The 17,292-nt window shown below is 47.8% G+C and carries 14 protein-coding genes; 9 read left to right on the top strand and 5 right to left on the bottom strand.

All coding sequences use genetic code 11. The features are described 5' to 3' along the window. Nucleotide 1 precedes the first annotated feature (1 nt). On the top strand, nt 2-1,288 hold the full coding sequence (locus Y696_RS00400) for an amidohydrolase family protein (RefSeq protein ID WP_121509519.1): 1,287 nt from the start codon (nt 2-4) through the stop codon (nt 1,286-1,288). 55 nt (nt 1,289-1,343) lie between these two features. After that, a complete protein-coding gene (locus tag Y696_RS00405) occupies nt 1,344-2,051 on the top strand; it encodes a hypothetical protein (protein WP_121509520.1) in 708 nt (235 codons plus the stop codon). 55 nt (nt 2,052-2,106) lie between these two features. Here Y696_RS00405 and Y696_RS00410 read toward each other — a convergent pair whose 3' ends face one another. Next, entirely contained in the window at nt 2,107-3,924 is a 1,818-nt protein-coding gene (locus Y696_RS00410) for an Ig-like domain-containing protein (protein ID WP_121509521.1), read from the bottom strand. 579 nt (nt 3,925-4,503) lie between these two features. Between Y696_RS00410 and Y696_RS00415 the strand changes: the two genes are divergently transcribed. Beyond that, nucleotides 4,504-5,715 carry a uroporphyrinogen decarboxylase family protein gene (locus Y696_RS00415; protein ID WP_121509522.1) on the top strand — a complete coding sequence of 404 codons (1,212 nt, stop codon included), beginning with the start codon at nt 4,504-4,506 and terminating at the stop codon, nt 5,713-5,715. A gap of 45 nt (nt 5,716-5,760) precedes the next feature. On the opposite strand, the gene Y696_RS00420 is transcribed toward Y696_RS00415, so the two are convergent. From Y696_RS00420 to Y696_RS00435, 4 genes are all read right to left on the bottom strand, one after another. Beyond that, nucleotides 5,761-6,717, bottom strand: coding sequence for a methylcobamide--CoM methyltransferase (locus Y696_RS00420; protein WP_014729989.1), 957 nt, complete (start codon nt 6,715-6,717; stop codon nt 5,761-5,763). 3 nt (nt 6,718-6,720) lie between these two features. Continuing rightward, nucleotides 6,721-8,499, bottom strand: a complete 1,779-nt coding sequence (locus Y696_RS00425; RefSeq protein WP_121509523.1) for an ASKHA domain-containing protein — start codon at nt 8,497-8,499, stop codon at nt 6,721-6,723. 106 nt (nt 8,500-8,605) lie between these two features. Next, nucleotides 8,606-9,304 carry a vitamin B12 dependent-methionine synthase activation domain-containing protein gene (locus tag Y696_RS00430; protein ID WP_121509524.1) on the bottom strand — a complete coding sequence of 233 codons (699 nt, stop codon included), beginning with the start codon at nt 9,302-9,304 and terminating at the stop codon, nt 8,606-8,608. A 33-nt stretch (nt 9,305-9,337) separates the two neighbouring features. Beyond that, entirely contained in the window at nt 9,338-10,396 is a 1,059-nt protein-coding gene (locus Y696_RS00435) for a uroporphyrinogen decarboxylase family protein (RefSeq protein ID WP_121509525.1), read from the bottom strand. Nucleotides 10,397-10,695: 299 nt separating this feature from the next. Here Y696_RS00435 and Y696_RS00440 point away from each other — a divergent pair, with 299 nt between their 5' ends. The 6 genes from Y696_RS00440 to Y696_RS00465 all read left to right on the top strand — a co-directional run bounded on the left by Y696_RS00440 (nt 10,696) and on the right by Y696_RS00465 (nt 17,274). Then, on the top strand, nt 10,696-12,183 hold the full coding sequence (locus tag Y696_RS00440) for a DUF2779 domain-containing protein (protein ID WP_121509526.1): 1,488 nt from the start codon (nt 10,696-10,698) through the stop codon (nt 12,181-12,183). Nucleotides 12,184-12,267: 84 nt separating this feature from the next. After that, nucleotides 12,268-13,368, top strand: coding sequence for a nitronate monooxygenase family protein (locus tag Y696_RS00445; protein ID WP_183084163.1), 1,101 nt, complete (start codon nt 12,268-12,270; stop codon nt 13,366-13,368). A 70-nt stretch (nt 13,369-13,438) separates the two neighbouring features. After that, nucleotides 13,439-14,071: a corrinoid protein gene (locus tag Y696_RS00450; protein WP_121509527.1), complete on the top strand. Its 633-nt coding sequence runs from the start codon at nt 13,439-13,441 to the stop codon at nt 14,069-14,071. Between the two features lie 221 nt (nt 14,072-14,292). Next, nucleotides 14,293-15,537, top strand: coding sequence for a DNA recombination protein RmuC (gene rmuC / locus Y696_RS00455; RefSeq protein ID WP_121509528.1), 1,245 nt, complete (start codon nt 14,293-14,295; stop codon nt 15,535-15,537). 280 nt (nt 15,538-15,817) lie between these two features. Then, the gene (locus tag Y696_RS00460; RefSeq protein WP_006490127.1) at nt 15,818-16,513 is read left to right on the top strand and encodes a queuosine precursor transporter; all 696 of its coding nucleotides are present in this window, start codon (nt 15,818-15,820) and stop codon (nt 16,511-16,513) included. Nucleotides 16,514-16,671: 158 nt separating this feature from the next. Further along, nucleotides 16,672-17,274: a DNA polymerase ligase N-terminal domain-containing protein gene (locus Y696_RS00465; protein WP_121509529.1), complete on the top strand. Its 603-nt coding sequence runs from the start codon at nt 16,672-16,674 to the stop codon at nt 17,272-17,274. Nucleotides 17,275-17,292: the final 18 nt, after the last annotated feature.

The following is a 17,292-nucleotide window of genomic DNA, read 5'->3' on the forward strand; positions in this document are numbered from 1 at the left end:
GATGGAAGAATATGAAGAGATCCTAGATAACACAAGGCAGATCCCGGTGATCGACACACATGAACACCTGGTCCAATCGGAAGATTTGCTCCAGGGGCGCGACGATGTTCTTCAAGAGTTTCTCATACACTATATGAGCTCCGACCTGATCTCTTCGGGGCTCGACCCGGAGGTTCTGGCGATAGCTAGAGATAGCGAGAGAGATCTCGTCCACCGATGGAAGCTAATTGAAGATTACTGGGAGTTCTGCAGGCACACCGGTTACGGCAGGGCGCTCGATGATTCGGTAAGAGAGATATACGGGATCGACGGAATAAGGGGTTCAACAATAGAGGAGCTAGGAAAGAAGTTCGGGGAGGCAAACAGACCGGGACACTTGAAAGAGATCCTGAAGGATTTATGTAACATAGAACTCGCGATAATTGATCCATGGACCGGCCGATTCGAGTGTGACAGGAGCCTTTTCAGAAGGGTCTGGCAGCCACAAAACTACATAATTCCTATGCCTCCGGAATTCGATATAGTTGGTTGGCTGGAGGAGACCCACGCCGTAGAAATCAGATCGCTCAAAGACTGGCTCGAGGTCTTCGAATTGGAGTTAGACGAGAATATTTCGAACGGCATCGTCGGTCTGAAGAGCGTTCTGGCCTATCACAGGCCGATTAGATTCGAAGAAGTAAGTCTAGACGATGCTGCAACTGCGTTTCGTAAGGCCCTTGAAGAAAGGGGAAGAAGAAGTCCCGATCGTAACAGAGACCTCTTGATTCCCGAAATAGTGCAGGATTATGTGATGCATCACATACTTTCAGCGGCAAATGAACGGGGTATTTTCATTCAGTTTCACACCGGGCTTCTCGAAGGCAATCGTGGAATACTGAGCAATTCTAATCCCGAACTACTGGAAAATCTCTTTTCAAAATATCCGCGCGTGAAATTTGATCTCTTTCACATAGGATATCCTTACTGGGGAGTGACTGCGGCCCTTGCCAAGACCTATCCAAACGTCTTCATCGACATGTGCTGGTCTCACATCATATCGCCTGTTTCTGCACGGAACGCTTTGAGCAATTTTCTGGACTCGGTGCCGTTCAACAAGATATCCGGTTTTGGCGGGGACTATGCAATCGTTGACGCGATCTACGGACATTTAAAGATCGCGAGAGAAAACATCGCCCGGGTTCTTGCGGAGAAGATAGGAGATAGAATTCTTACTGTTTCACAGGCGGTAAGAATCGCGGAACGGCTTCTCCATGACAATCCGAAAGAAATCCTCCTTAACAGTCTATGATCTGTGAAGAAATCTCAGAGAGGACGGTTTTGGAGAATAAGAAGGTGGAGATCACTTGACACATGAGGAGAGGTACAACCTGGCTCTGGAGATTTCCGGGAGGCTTTCGAGAGAGACGAAGGATAATCTGATTTGCTTCTGCCTGTATGGTTCCACCTCAAGAGGGACCGATACTCACTGGTCCGACCTAGAAATGCTTATGATAACAAGGGAAGAGGTTCCCAAGAAAGCCTTTCTGGAAGGCTTGGTCCCGATCACTACAAATTCGATAACTGAAAAGAAACTCTGCGGAATACTCGAGGAACCGGGAGTTGAATGGCCATTCTATGCTGGACTCGTAAAGAACCTTGTCGTACTGGAGGGCGATGCATCGAAGCCCGAGCAGTATTATGATCTCGCTTGCCGTGTTCCTGAAGTGAAGTTCAGGAGGGCCTTGAAGGAGAATCTCTCGGAGCTCGTATTCGAGTCGTGCGGGAGAATCTTCTCCTGCATCGCAAGGAAGAGATACGAGGATATTTACTGCGCAGTGATAGAGACCCCGCTAGAAATGAAAACCGCTCTTTGCCTTCTGAACTGTACTCACGTTAACCATGACTACTTCGAAGGGCTGCAGGAGAGTTTCAAGTTTAGAAAGTTACCAGAACGATATCCCGTCCTGGCAACCAGATTATGGAGGAGCAGAAGTCCATTCGGCATTACAAAGAATTTCGGAGAACTCATGAGGAACTACCTCTATCTTCTCAAGAGCGAGGAGATCACTTAGAGTCAATCTTGGGAATTCGCTATTTCACCTCGCATCAGTAGAAGAGGGTTTCTCATCATGGCACATACCCTGCATCCGTTGCCCACAGGCTAATATTGTCGAACATTATATATGACAGGAAACTATTGCTCGTTGTCATCCTGACTCCATTTGTTCCGGCAGATACTGTGCCATAGACGAAACTCCTTTTATATGTGCCATCTACATATACTGCCGCGTTTCCCGTTGTGTGATTGAAAACAACCTTCACTTTGTACCAAACTCCAGGTGAGATATTCATTACTTTCTCGGAATGGTAAGAACCACCTGAATTTGTCCAGCAGATTATTGCCTGGCTTCCTCCTAAATATCCTATTCCTGTGAATGCATTAGTGTTGTTTGGCGCAATCCAGCCCCATTTGGGTGCTGTGGAGGAACTCAACCTGATGTCGTATTCTAGATAGCCAAGCTTTATGGGTTTCACCGATGAAGTGTAGACCACGGAGTAACCCCCGGTTCCACCGTAGAAGCCGATGACTTTGCCGTGACTGCTAATCGTTGTAATGAAAGGATTGGGCACACTACCAGACTCAATGTAGTGCCATTTCCCGAATGAACCTGTAATAGCTCCTGTAGAATATGTCTCAAAAGTCTCTTCAAAGGCTTTTGTTGGCGCAGTACGGAAACTCCAGACAGGGCCGGTCTTTGTGGCTCCTTTACTGTCTATCGCAACAATGCGCCAGTAGTAATAAGTTGAACTGCTCAGTGTACCGGTAGGGTAAGTAGTTGTACTCCTGTTTGTTTTGAACACAAGAGACGTTGGAGAGGTACCGAAATACACGTCATATGTAACCGCATCGCCGTCCGGATCTCCGCCGATCCAAGAGAGTGTAAGATTGGCTGGCTGTGTAAGTGCCCCACTGGCAGGGTTGGGATTCGAAGGGGTATTCGGTGGGTTGTTTATTCCACTTGGATTGATGATTATATCGAATGTCTGGTCGGTTTGGCCTCCATTTCCATCATTTGCTCTGATCGTCGCGTTTCTTGTTCCTGAGTCACTTAACAACGGAGAATAAGTGAAGGTGCTACCGGCCACAGCTCCAACACCAGCGACTTTGGAGAAGGTAAGCGAATCTCCATCGGGATCACTTGCGAATGTGGAGATGTCCAGAGATAATGTCGTTCCGGCTGTAACATATTGTGGGGAAGGGATCGATAATACGGGAACTCTGTTACTATTGGTAACGGTTACAGAAAAACTTGTCGTCGCCTCTGCTCCTTTTGAGTCAACAGCTCTTAGCACAACACTATAGACTGCTGCTTCTTCAAACCTTACCGCGGCTTCCTCATAGGAGGGAGAGTACTCATAGTTGTTTCCGTTGATCTCACCGGGACCTTCAAGAATATCGAATGTAAGAACATCTCCATCTGGGTCGCTGGCGTAGGTTGTAAGCAGAACTGTAAGAGTGGAACCTTCCTGCACAGTTTTATTTGGAATCGTTATCCAGACTGGAGGTCTGTTCGTGGACATAACGGTGACGTTGAAGCTTTCACTTGCCGTTCCGCCCTTTCCGTCGTCTGCAGTGATCGTAACTGGATATACCGCTTCTTCCTCGAATTCAAGTGCAGATTCGCCGATGTCCGGAGTATAGGAATATAGAGCGCCAACAACACTTCCCTTTCCAGTTACCGAGAAGCTTAAAATATCGCCATCTTCATCTGAAATGTGGTCTGTAAGCAGAATTTCCAGAGTCTTGGTTTCTTCCACAATCTGATCTCCTATGGGAAGAAACCAAACAGGAACTTTGTTTGGCGGGTTGAATGGACACGCAGAAAGCAAAAGGATAAGGAAAACTGCTGGCAACAAGACAAAACGGTTCTTTTTCAGAAGCATTTTGAACACCTCCATGATTTGCCATTCCAGTGGCATATGAAGTCAGCATCTCTATTGTTTCAGTCTACTTCACGAATTAACGACATTATCTTTCGATTCGAAGATTAAGGAGAATAAGAATGTGAGCCGCATTTGCTTCGGAAGAGTCACATGTATTTCGTTAATAAGTCCACTAAGCTTAATTAAATAAGTTTGAAATGAAAAGCGAATCAACATGTACATCACCGAATAGCGAATGATATTTTGAGACGACGCCGGCTATTGCCAAAAAAAGCGAAAATAGACTGTTATAGCCTTCGCTATACTTGATCGATTGAGCTTTGACAAATTGATCAAAATCACTATATTGCTTTTCTATTTAGATTTGAGCTGCTAGAGTCGATTTGCAATAATCAGTGAGTTGCTGAACATTCTTCAGAAGATGTCTTAGAAATTGACCTCTCATTCGTTCATGCTACTCTGCACTTAGAGATGAACCCTCCTTGTATATCCTGGAGTAGTGACGCAATATAGTCTATCTCAGGCATAATTGATTCGTGGAATCTCAGGGGGAGAAAAATTTGAAAGGAGAGGAACCAGATGACTTCACGAGATAGGGTGTTGAAAACGTTGAAACACTGCGAACCTGATCGTGTTCCAATCGATCTGGGAGGAATGAGGTCGACTGGTATTCATGCTAAAGCTTACAGGAGGTTTGTCGATTATCTCGGTTACCGTGATCTTCCAGTAAAGGTTTTCGATGTTCATCAGATGCTTGCCTCTGTCGATGATGAGATCAGAAGAGAAGTCCATTCCGATTCGATCGAACTTAAGAGACTGAATGGAGGCTTTGGAACTCGAATCGATTCCTGGAACGGGCGAGACATCTTCGATGATGGGTCGAAATACCTCTTTCCAGATGGATTCGACCCGAAAGTGAAAGAGGACGGTTCACTCGTAATCGAGAGGGACGGTGTCGAAGTTGCGACAATGCCCCGGGGCGGCCACTACTTCGACAGGAGTTACTTTCCCCTGGCCCATGCCGGGCGAAAAGAGGAGATCTCGGCCCTTGTTATGCCAAGATTGACTGGCGAGGAAATCGAGTTCTTGAAGGCTCAGCTCACGGGAATACGCGAATCAACAGACTGCGCTGTGATCGGGGCTTTCGGGGGGAACTTCCTTGAGGCCGGCCATTCAATGTTCGGGTACCAGGAGTTCATGGAGAGGCTTATTACCGATCGGTCTCTCATGGAGTTCTTTCTTGACCGTCTTCTAGAGACCTATCTTGTAGATCTGGAGAAGTATCTCTCTGCCCTGGGAGACGATATAGATATTATTCAGATCGGCGACGATTACGGCATCCAGGAGAACACCGCGATATCGCCACGAATTTTCAGATCTATCTTCAAACCTAGACTTAAGACCCTGTGCGACTTCATTCATAGGAAGAAACCCGATCTTTTCATCTTTCTTCACTCCTGCGGGTCTGTCTATACCTTCATACCAGATTTCATAGAAGTCGGTGTTCAGATACTGAATCCGGTTCAGACCAACGCGAAGAATATGGAGCCGGAAAGGCTCAAGAGTGAATTTGGAAGAGATATCGTCTTCTGGGGAGGGGGATGCGATACACAGCACGTCCTGCCTTTCGGAACACTAAAGGACCTTGAGGACGATATTCGCCGCCGCATCGACATTTTTTCTCCTGGGGGAGGCTTCGTTTTTTCTCCCATCCACAACATTCAGGCCGAAGTACCACCCGAAAAGATCTTCAGACTTTTCGAGTGCGCATACGAATACGGTTCTCAATAATACCCGCTGAAGAAACTGCTCTTGTTCTAGACTTGAGACGTTTTGCTACGAACGATAATTTCTGCCGGCTCTGAAGAAGGCTGAGATGTTTTCTGGAGGTGTCTCCAGTGGGATGTCACACCCGGAACTTAAAATGAAGTTGGGTACGTCCTTCATTTTCTCTAGAAGTTTTTCAGTCTCTCTTTCGACTTCCTCTTCATTTGACTGAAGAAAGACCTTAACAGGATCTATGTTTCCAATGATGAAAACATTCTCGGGAACTCTCTCCGCTGCAGCCTTCAGGTCCACCATGCTGTCGAGGCTCAATCCGTAGGCGCCGCTGGCGCCCATAGGTTCTACTATGTGTTCCGTGTCTCCACAGATGTGATAAATCAAAGGTTTTGAAAGCTCGGATCTTAGCCTTTCAAAATAGGGAAGCGCAAAACGTTTAAACTGTCTCTTAGACAAAAGCACCGCCGTCGGTTCGAGAACGGCTATCATGTCTGCGCCGTGGTCGATTAGCGCTTTCGAATATTCACTTACAACCCTTGAGGAGAAGTCAATTACGCTCTCTGCAAAAGCCGGATCTTCTATCAGTTTCATACAGAGGTCTGTAACCCCAACCAACTCTCCTGCGAGGCTAAGTGGGCCTATAACGTAGCTGCCCCTCTTTCCCGGCAGTTCTCTTGCCATTTTATCCGCAACCTCTGTGAAGACCCTCATTCTCCCGGATACGCCGCTCCAGGAGTTTACCACTGAGGACAGCTCGTCCGGTCCCTTTATTGGATGTTCCTTCACGTAGGGATTGTTATCCTCGGGGAAGCCGACTTCCAGTCCTAACGCCTCGGCTTCGACCGTCAGATCCATCATGAAGAAGATCCCGTCTGGCTGAAACTCCTCCATAAGCTTGGTCAAAGAGCTAAACTGGATTTTCGCGTTTGTGAGATTCTCTTTGAGCTTCGTTCCCGTCAGCCTTGCGCCCGGCGCGCCGAGCAAAGGTATGATTGATCTATTGAAGGCCATTGCTTATCCCTCCCTTAAGGCAAGATTGTCAACGAAAATCTCGTTGAAATCCTTTCTGCCAGATAGTTCAACGTAGTATATGTTGTTGCTAAGATTCTCCGCTCTCTCTCGAATCCCGCTGTCCAGAACTGCCAGAACTGCCCCGAGACCGGCCGCATTACCGACGGGTGAAACTCTTTCGACTGGGACATTGGGAAGCATGCCTATTCGCAGAGCGTTCTCGGGGTCGATGTAGTTCCCGAAGGCTCCGGCAAGTAAAATCCTGTCGATGTCTCGTGTCTCGATGCCGGCCCGGTTCATCAAGATGGATACTCCCGCTCGAATGGCTGCCTTTGCAAGCTGCACTTCACGAATATCTCTCTTGTTTATACGCACTCTACCCGTTGGGCCTTCAAGCTCGAAGTACTCTCCTTTGATTCGTCCCGATTCAGTAAGAATACCGGCATCAATCATTACGGCAATCGCGTCTATCAGTCCCGAACCACAGATTCCAGAGACCTTCGACCCATTCACCGTACTGAACCCGATACCTTCTCCATTGAGCCATACATGATCGACCGCTCCCGGCCTGGCAATAGTTCCCTGACTAATATTGCCTCCTTCGAATGCCGGACCTGCCGCTGTGGAGCAGGCGAAGATTCTGTCGCCCTTTTTGAGGGCCATCTCCCCGTTGGTCCCGATGTCTACGAGGAGAACGTTGCCGGAATCTTCGATAAATCCCGACGAAAGAATACCGGCTGTGATGTCCGAGCCAACATAGGCGGAGATTCCGGGCATTATGTAGATTTTCGAATTTGGAATGGACTCTTCTAGATCCAATTCCCGTGACTCGAATACCTTTCCTCCCGTGAATACCGGTATGAAAGGGGAGGAGGCGATTCTCTCGGGGCTTATTCCAAGAAGGATGTGGATCATTGTCGTGTTTCCCACTATCGAAGTATCGTAGATCCTTTCCTTCGATACTTCGCTTTCCTTGCAAAGATCGTCGATCAGCTTATTGAGTGTTTTCAAAACTGCTATTCTCAGTTCATCGATTCCTTCGGCTCTCTTTATTGTGTAATCTATCCTGGAAATGACATCCTGGCCATATGAAGACTGGGGATTTGGGGCAGATCGAACAGCAAGAATCTCTCCCGACTTGAGATCCGCCAGGTAAACTGCGAGAGTTGTCGTGCCGATGTCGATAGCGACGCCGAAGATCCCTCTTTCGTCAGAGAAAGGTAGTATGTCTATTACTTCACTTCCGTACATGACGGCCCGGCCTCTGTAATCTATCTCCCTAATAATATGGGGAAGCCTTCTCAGTAGATTCAGTCTGTCAATCCGGGGCTTTTCTGTAACGAGAGCACTGATCAGTCTTGAATAGTCTGAAGCCTGGTCATGGATATCCGGCCTTGAAAGAGAAAACTCTTCGAGTCTAACCAATGGGGATATCTCTCGCATCAAGGCCTTCGGAAGAGGCGGTTTGGAAACTGCAGAATCCACTGCCGGATCCTCCGTTTTGACTCTGACATCGGTCATGACTTTGAACTGGCAGCTCAGCCTGTATCCGGCCGCAATCTCGTCTCGTGTCAGAAGTCTTGCCTCGGTAAGGGTTAGTGGGAAGGCCTCGCTTCCTTCAGCTACAAGGGCCTTGCACTTTCCGCAGTTCCCCCTTCCCCCGCATACGGCACTTATGGGCTGAGACTCCCTTCTCAAAACATCGAGCAGAATCTCGCCTCTCTTTGCCGTCACCGTTCTTTGCGAAGGCAGGAATATGACCTTATGCACAGCTTCTTTCATTATTTATCTTCTCTCCTCATCGGTATCCTCTATTCTATTTAGCCTATCCCTTCACTCGATAGCTACACTGCAGCGGGCTCTTTGTTGGCGGCAAGATTGGGCCATTCTATTCAAGGGAGTTCCTCAGCTTCTCATCATATGGTGCGCTCCTGTAATTACAGTTAACCCTTTTGCAAACCATGCAGCTCCTGTAATCCTTCTCGGATTGAAAGGCGATTCCCGAAATCGATTTCGTCGGAATCATGAGAAGAGATTCCTTCAGTTCGACCCCAATTTCCTCCTTCACATTTCCAATCAAGGAAAACAACTCCTTCTGCTGCTGCAAAGGCCAGATCTCCGCATCACCCGAACCCGGAGACATCCAAACTAGATTTTCGATCAGGTTATTCCTTGAAATCTCCCTTCTCATGAATTCGGCTGCCTCACTGAGTATGTGCTCCAGCAAGCTATCCCAGAGAAAGATCTTGAGAAAGTCTGCACGATCGAGCGGGTACTCGTAAAGTTCTCGTCCGGAAGTTATGACGAACGGGAAGACTCTGCCTACCGAATGGAGTTTTTTCGACAGGAGACGGCTCTCGAAGCGAACACCTTCTATCGTAACTTCGTCTCCGTTAACGCAGTCGACGAAGCAGGTCCTGTAGATTGCCTTTGGGTTGGCGGTTTTGCGGGCGCACTCGACGAGCTCTTTGAAAGTAACCTCTTCCTCAGAACCGGCTCTGATCCGCAGGCTTTCTCCAAGCGAAGCCAAATCTATATCGAAAGGAATGCCTTTCAAAACTGCGATGTTTTTCTCGCGTTCTACCATGAACGGACCGAATCGAAAGCCGGTTCGAAGTATCTAGCGAGAGTTGAATTCATTTCCGGCCTCCAACATTGCCAGGTAGTTTTTCACCGGGATGTAGTTGGCGACGGTGTTGCCCGTGCCTAAAGCATACCCGCCTCCCGGAGCGCATTGTTCGAGAGTCTCGAGCGTTCTCTTCCTAACTTGCTCGACGGAGGCATGGCATAGAAAATCAACATCTATTCCTCCTAGGATCGAAATTCTCTCGCCCCATCTTCTCTTCACTTCGGTAACGGGCATTATCTGGTCTTCAAAGGAGTGTTTTGCATCGACACCGGCGCCTATGATATCGTCCATCACAGTGGTTAAGTTGCCGCAACTGTGAAGGACAAAGGGTTTACCGTTTGCATGTACCACACTGGCTATCTCTTTGTACCACGGGAAAACAAGTCTTCTGAGATGTCTCGGAGAGAAGATGGTCGATGTCTTGTATCCCAGATCGTCTCCAAAACAGTATGCTCCCACGCAGTCCATCGAAGAGATTATCTTCGCGGCTCCGACCAGAACATTGCCGATCTTTTCGTTGAGAGTGTTGACCAGCTCGGGATCCTCGTAAACGGCCATGGAGAGATTTTCGACACCCATCAGGAAGCTGGAGTGCTCAAATGGCCCACCGGAAGCACCTCCAACTACTTTCATTCCTTCGGGAAGGTGGTCTCCCAGCTTACGGAAAAGGTCAAAGTCAACAGCTTCCTCTGGCTTCGGCCAGTCAGCTTCCTGGAGATCTTTCAGGGTCTTGATAGGGCCACCCTTTTCATTCATCCACTTCCTGCTTTCTCTCCTGTATGTGGCCGTGTCTTCACCATGGATGTAATCGGGAGTTGGAAAGCGCGGAGCCTGATAGAAGGGAACGTAGTCATATCCCATTTCCTTATAGAAACCGACCAGCTGGTCGAAGTATCTGTCGGGATCCTCTTCTACTTTTGCAAGTTTGTAGCCCATAACTTCTTCCATTATTTCATCGTCGGCAAAGAGCTCAAAGAAAGGAACTCTGCAAGGTTCTCCGTTACGCCTGAAGACGCCCAGAATCACTGTGAAATCGGGTGCCGGTTTCAAGTAGATCCCTCCCCATTTTTTCAAAGGCTCAAAACTTCTCAAGCTCCGATCGGATTCAAGTGTATCGGGTATTCATCAAAAACATTCTAGCATCAATTCACATCTCAAATGAAGCCTCTCGCTTGAGTGGATTTAATTATGAAGCTTTACGGCCTCGACGGATGTGTACCTGCATTTACGGGAATAATCAACTTACGAAAGAAAGCCTAAGAACCGTACCGATCGGTACTGTTATAATCATCATGAGATGAGTCTGATGCCCTGCATTCAACTCTCTTCATGCCTCGAGGTGAAGCCAGATGAGACTTATTACTAAGAAGATGTTTCTTGAGTACGACTATTGCCCCGTCAGGGGATGGATCGAGAGGAATGAACCTCGGGAATTCACGCCGACCATCGCAGAGGATTTCAGGATGAAGGAAGGCCTCGAGGTCGGGAGAAGGGCGAGAAGTCTCTTTCCTGAAGGCATTCTGATAGAAGAACCGGATCCATTTGAGGCCTCCTTCATAACCGAACGGATTATCGGCGACAGGCAGTCTGTAACTCTTTTCGAACCTGCTTTTATCAGTGGCGATTTCGTCTCCAGGGCCGATGTTGTGAGAAAAGAGGGCGAGGCACTGGATGTCTTCGAGGTCAAGTCCAGCCTTGCCGGTTCATCTAACACAAAGGACTACATAAGGGATCTCTCTTACACGGTATCTGTCATAGAAAACTCGGGTTACAGAGTCAAGAAAGCATGTTTGATAATGATCTCAAGGATGTATCGCAAGGGCGATGACGACCGGAAGCTCTTTGAGATCATAGATGTTACTAACGAGGTCTCGGAGCAGAAAATCGAGATAAAGGCCAAACTCGAATCTGCCTCAGCTATCCTGACTTCAACATTGATCCCTTCCGGCTCACTGGGATACAAATGCAGGGACTGCGAGCATCTTCGAAGATGCTTCGGCCTGGAAAGGAAACAAAGCATCTTTGAACTTCCCAGACTGGGTGCCGACAAGACAGATGCTTTGATCGAGAAGGGATACTTCTATCTAGAAGAGCTTCCGCAAGAGGCACTCGGCGACAAACCACTCCTGCAAAGAGTCTTTCGCGGAGCCAAGTCGGGAAGGATAGTCTTTGACGAACCCGAAGAACTGCGTGAAAAGCTGAACAGTCTCAAGTATCCGATAGGTTATCTCGATTTCGAGACTGCCGCCTCGGTTATCCCCCTGTACGATGGACTGGCTCCCTACGAGGGGATTCCGTATCAGTATTCACTGCACATTCGAAGGGAAGTCTCGGGCGTCCTGGAACACAGGGAGTTTCTCTTCAACAATCCTTCGAGAGATGAGAGTCTTCTGCTGGCCGAAAGGCTTGTTGAGGACCTGAAGGACTGCAGAACACTTATGGCACACCATGCTTCCGTCGAGAGAAATATTCTCAGATGGCTGTCTAACAGATACAAGGATTTCCCAGAGCTTTCAGAACAGCTCATATCCTTCTCGGAGAAATTTGTAGATTCAGAACTCCTTGTGAAGGACCACATATATCATCCCGACTTTGGGGGCAGCTTCTCGATCAAAAAACTTCTTCCTGCACTTGTGGAAGGTGTTGGTTATGAAGGGCTGTTTATCCACAACGGTGACGATGCCAGGTATGTTTTCGTAAATATGGCTCTGGGAAATTACAGAGAGTCAGAGATAGAGAAAATAAGAAGAGATATGCTGGAATACTGCAAGATGGATACACTGGCGATGGTGGAGATTCACAGGTTTCTCTGCGATCTTTCATCGGAACAGGGATGAGTCAAATGGAAAAAAGAGTAATCGGCAGGTTCTTAATCGAATTCTTTTCAAAGTAGAATAGTTTGGTCATCAAATTAGGTTATTATGAATCATGCACAGTTTTTGGCATCGAGAGGATGTGACGACATAGAGATTTTCAGGATAAAGAATCATGAGGCATCTCTGCCCCTTATTCAGGGTGGAATGGCCGTAGGGATATCTCTGGACAACCTTGCCGCTTCCGTTGCTTCTGAAGGTGGAATAGGGGTTATTGGGACGGCAGGTATCGGTATGACGGTTGACGGTTACAGAAAAAATTTCAGGCAGGCAAGCATCGATGGCCTCAAGAATACCGTAAGAAGGGCAAGGGAGAAGACTAAAGGGGTTCTGGGAGTAAACATAATGGTGGCCCTCACAAACTACGCAGAGATGGTGGCAACGGCCGTGAAGGAGAAGATAGACATAATCATTTCTGGCGCAGGACTGCCTCTAGATCTTCCCTCTTATCTCGAGGAAGGATCGGAAACGGCTATCATTCCTGTAGTCTCATCTCTGAAGTCTGCGACTGTAATATTCAAGAGATGGTTTAGCAGGTACAAGTACATCCCCGACGGTTTCGTTGTGGAGGGACCAAAGGCGGGCGGCCACCTCGGATACAGAGTTGAGGAGATTTTCTCTGAAGAAAGTTCGCTCGAGAAGACAGTACCCGAAATTAGAAGGTTTGTGGATCAAGTGAAACGGGATACCGGGAAGAACATACCTGTGATAGCGGCCGGGGGAATATTTGACAGAGATGATGTCGAGAGAGTCTTCAAGCTGGGAGCTTCTGCCGTTCAAGTGGGAACTGCCTTTGTTGCCACGGAAGAGTGCGATGCAGACTACAGGTTCAAGCAGGCATTCGTCGATGCGCGCAGCGAAGATATCACGATTATCAAGAGTCCCGTGGGAATGCCCGGAAGAGCGATCAGGAACAAGTTCATAGAAGATGTTGAGGAGGGGAAAAGAAAGCCCTTCATATGTGCTTTTCAATGCATAAAGACATGTAATTACAGAGAAGCGCCTTATTGCATTGCTGAGGCACTTATGAATGCGTGCAAGGGAGATCTCGAAAACGGGTTCGCCTTTTGCGGAAGCGAGGTACACAGAATAAGCGGTATCACTACCGTGAAAAAGGTAATAGATAGACTGTTTGGAGAAAAGCGTTGAAGCGATTCTTTTCACTGCGTTTTTTTTATACAAGCTCTTTGATCATAGATAAATGTACGGGAGGTTGAAAATGAAAAGTCTGGAGAAGATAAGGAACGCGATAATCGAGACAATGCCGGCAGAGGCCGGGGTGGCCACTGAAGAGGCTCTGGCTGAAGGCCTCAGCGCGAAGGAAATCCTGGATGGAGCGCTTATTCCGGGGATGGACGAAGTTGGAAAGCTCTTCAGGGAGGGCGAGTATTTCGTTCCCGAGGTCCTTGTTGCCGCCAAAGCGATGAACCAGTGCATGGACCTTATCGAGCCACTGCTCGTAAGCGGGGGAGTCAAGAAGATCGGGAAGGTAGTCGCCGGTACCATAGAAGGAGATCTCCATGATATTGGAAAGAACCTCGTCTGTATGATGCTCAAGGGAGCGGGCTTCGAGATAATCGATCTCGGCGTTGATGTGAAGCCCGAAGAGTTCGTTGAGGCAGCCAGAGATGCGAAGCCCGATATTCTTGTTGTTTCAGCCCTGTTGACAACCACCATGCTGAATATGCCCAGAGTTATCGAAGAACTTAAGAAGGCAGGTATTCGGGACTGTGTGAAGGTCTTGATAGGCGGGGCCCCTGTCAGCCAGACCTATGCCGAGGAGATCGGGGCAGACGGCTATTCTCCAGACAGCTCGGGAGCGGTCGAACTGGCAAGAAGACTCGTTTCTTGAGTGGTTCATTGGTTTCTTTTCTTGATGAGGATCGACAGTTAACAGGTTGGGAAGACGAAAAATAAGAGAGATTTCCCGCTTCCATCTCTTTCAAGCTTTTTGCCTGTTTTGACTGCAGCTAGATGAATTGCTATAATATTTAGGTATTCATTCGTTTATTTGTTTTGTACGTTTTTATTTGATGGCGGATAGACCGTCTCGTTACGGATGGAGGGTTAAGTATGCTTATCGCCCTGATAATTCTGTCGGCAGTTACACTGATCTCCTTTCTCTTCGCAATTGCATCTATAAGAAGATTATCCCGGAGCATCAAGAAGAACCAGGAGCTACAACTCAGCCTTAAGGATCTCGAAAGGGATGTCTCGGATAGAGATGAGAAGCTCCAGTGGCTGACTTCTGCCAAGGAGGAACTTGAAGAGACTTTCAAGGCTATTTCCTCGGACGTTTTGAATTCCAGTACTGAAAACTTTATTCGACAGGCAAACGACAAGTTCTCTGGCCTACTGAAACTCCAGAAAGAAGACTGGGGAAGTCAGAAAAAGGATTTTGAGAGCCTTGTCAGCCCGGTAAGAGACAATCTTGAAAAGCTCGAGAAAAATGTTAAAGATCTTGAATCAAAAAGGGAAGGAGCTTATAAAGCTCTTGAAGAGCAGCTGAAAATGCTTTCCGAAGCCAACACCGACCTCAGACAGGGCGTAACGGATCTCAAGAGCGCCTTGAGGAACAGATCGACACGCGGCCGTTGGGGCGAGATAGAGCTTCGCCGCATTGTTGAGCTCAGCGGGATGACCGAACATGTTGACTTTGTGGAACAGGAGTCTATCGATAACGGTAGACCGGACATGATAGTGAAGCTGCCCAATAACGCCTTCATTCCCGTCGATGCCAAAGTGCCGCTGGATAGTTATTTGACCGCGCTGGAAGAAGAAGACGAATCTCTTAGAAAGCATCTCATGGGTAACTACGCGAAGAATGTCCGCGATACCGTCAACAGGCTTGCCGGTAAAAAATACTCGGAGGCCTTCAGTAGAACGGCCGATTTTGTTGTCATGTTTGTTCCTCTGGAATCGGCAATCAACGCCGCCTTTCTCGCAGATCCTGAACTTTTCGAATATGCCGTTTCAAGAAAGATCCTGATCGCCTCTCCCGTCAATCTAGTTGCATTGCTCAAGTCCGTTGCATATGGATGGCAGCAGTACAGTCTTACAGAAAATGCCGAGCGTCTCGTTCAAGCCTCTAAGGAACTCTATGAAAGATTTCGGGTCTTTTTTTCCCATTACAGCAGATTACAGGGCCATCTCAAAAACGCCGTAAAGGCCTACAATGATGGGGTGGGCTCCTTTGAAAGCAGACTGCTACCCAAAGTCAGGGAGATAGAAGCACTTGCCGAGGTAAACGAAAAACTGGAAGAAATCGAGGAGATCTTGGATGAGCCTAAATCGTCGGATCTCGTCGACCGCAACTGAATTGCTCATCCGGTAGCGATTTATTGAGGAATACACTTGAACACGCGAAGTTCTCAGGGTAACGGTGTTTTCTTGACGACCTGATCCGGCCGCTTCTTGGCATAGTCTTAGTAAGCGCTTCCCGCTTCTAGTGACGTTTTTCCTTCCACTGTGAATGCAATCCGGTCTTTTCGCTCTTATTTCAACCAAGATTCACAGCAGTGGTTTCAAGATCTTTTATGCGATAAAATGCGAAAGGGAGCTTTGAGGTTTCCAAGATCATATGAAGAAGGAGAAATAGATGAATGAGATTCTCTGGTTCTTAATGCTGGTAGTGAACTTTGCTTTGATTACCATAGCATACAGATGGTGGGGAAAGACGGGCCTTTACGTATGGGTAGCCATTGCCGCGATAATAGCTAACGTGCAGGTTATCAAGACAGTCTCTCTCTTCTGGATGGCCGCCACGCTCGGAAATATCGTATATGCGACCTCTTTCCTCGCTACAGACATCCTATCGGAAAACCACGGAAAGAAAGAAGCCAGGAAGGCCGTCTACGTGGGATTCTTCTCTCTAATATCCGTTACTGTGATAATGCAAATTGCGCTCGCCTTCGAGCCCCACCCTTCAGACTTTTCGCAAGAACACCTTTCTGTGGTATTTGGTCTCCTTCCCCGCATCGCTCTTGCGAGCCTTGCCGCATACTGGTGTTCTCAGCTGCACGACGTGTGGGCATACGACTTCTGGAAGAAGAGGTTCCCCGAGAAACGGCACATCTGGATAAGGAACAATGCGAGTACAATGATCTCGCAATTGATAGACACGGCCGTCTTCACTGTCATTGCCTTTGCGGGAGTCTTTCCGGCAGGTGTCTGGTGGCAGATATTCTGGTCCACTTATATTCTGAAATGGGTCGTTGCCGTTCTAGACACACCGTTCATCTATCTCGCCAGAAAGATGAAAGACGACGGGAAGATCAGAGATCTTGTTCCTTAACCCTTATCATAGGCTGAAAATACTAAAGGCGTGAATTGTTGAAGCTTCTGTTTTTGGAAAACCGCCAATCTCCGGCTGGTATAATTGGGCCAAATATCCTCTGTTCAGTGGTTTGGTACTTCAGCTTTCACGTATGTTGCCATGTCAGGAGGTGAACAGTGAAAGAAAGAGAAGAGAAACTAGATAAATACGCGAAAAAGAGAGATTTCAGCAAGACATCGGAACCCGATGGAAGAGAGGCCTCTATTGACTGGTCAAAAAAGAGGCCGGTATTCGTCATTCAGAAGCATGATGCTTCAAGACTTCACTACGATTTTAGAATAGAAGTCGACGGGGTTCTCAAGTCATGGGCCGTTCCCAAAGGACCTTCAACGGATCCATCGGAAAAGAGGCTGGCCGTTCCCACGGAAGACCATCCCCTTGAATACGGCGATTTCGAGGGAAATATCCCCGAAGGCGAGTACGGAGGCGGCACGGTCCTTCTATGGGACCGGGGAACCTACAGAAATCTGAAGGAAGACCCTGAATCGAATCCTATTTCAAAGCAGATAGAAGACGGGCATATCACAATATGGCTCGAAGGCCGGAAACTTAGAGGCGGTTACGCTCTCATAAGAACAGGTAAAGGTAGCAAAGCGAGATGGCTTCTCGTAAAGATGAATGATGAGGAGGCCGATGCGAGGAGAAACCCGACGGTCACCGAACCGGATTCCGTAAAGACCGGTAGAACTCTCGAAGAGATTCGTGATTCCGGAGAGTGATGTTGATTCGAAAAAAAG

It is taken from the genome of Mesotoga sp. H07pep.5.4 (assembly GCF_003664935.1).
GTDB classification, from domain to species: domain Bacteria; phylum Thermotogota; class Thermotogae; order Petrotogales; family Kosmotogaceae; genus Mesotoga; species Mesotoga prima.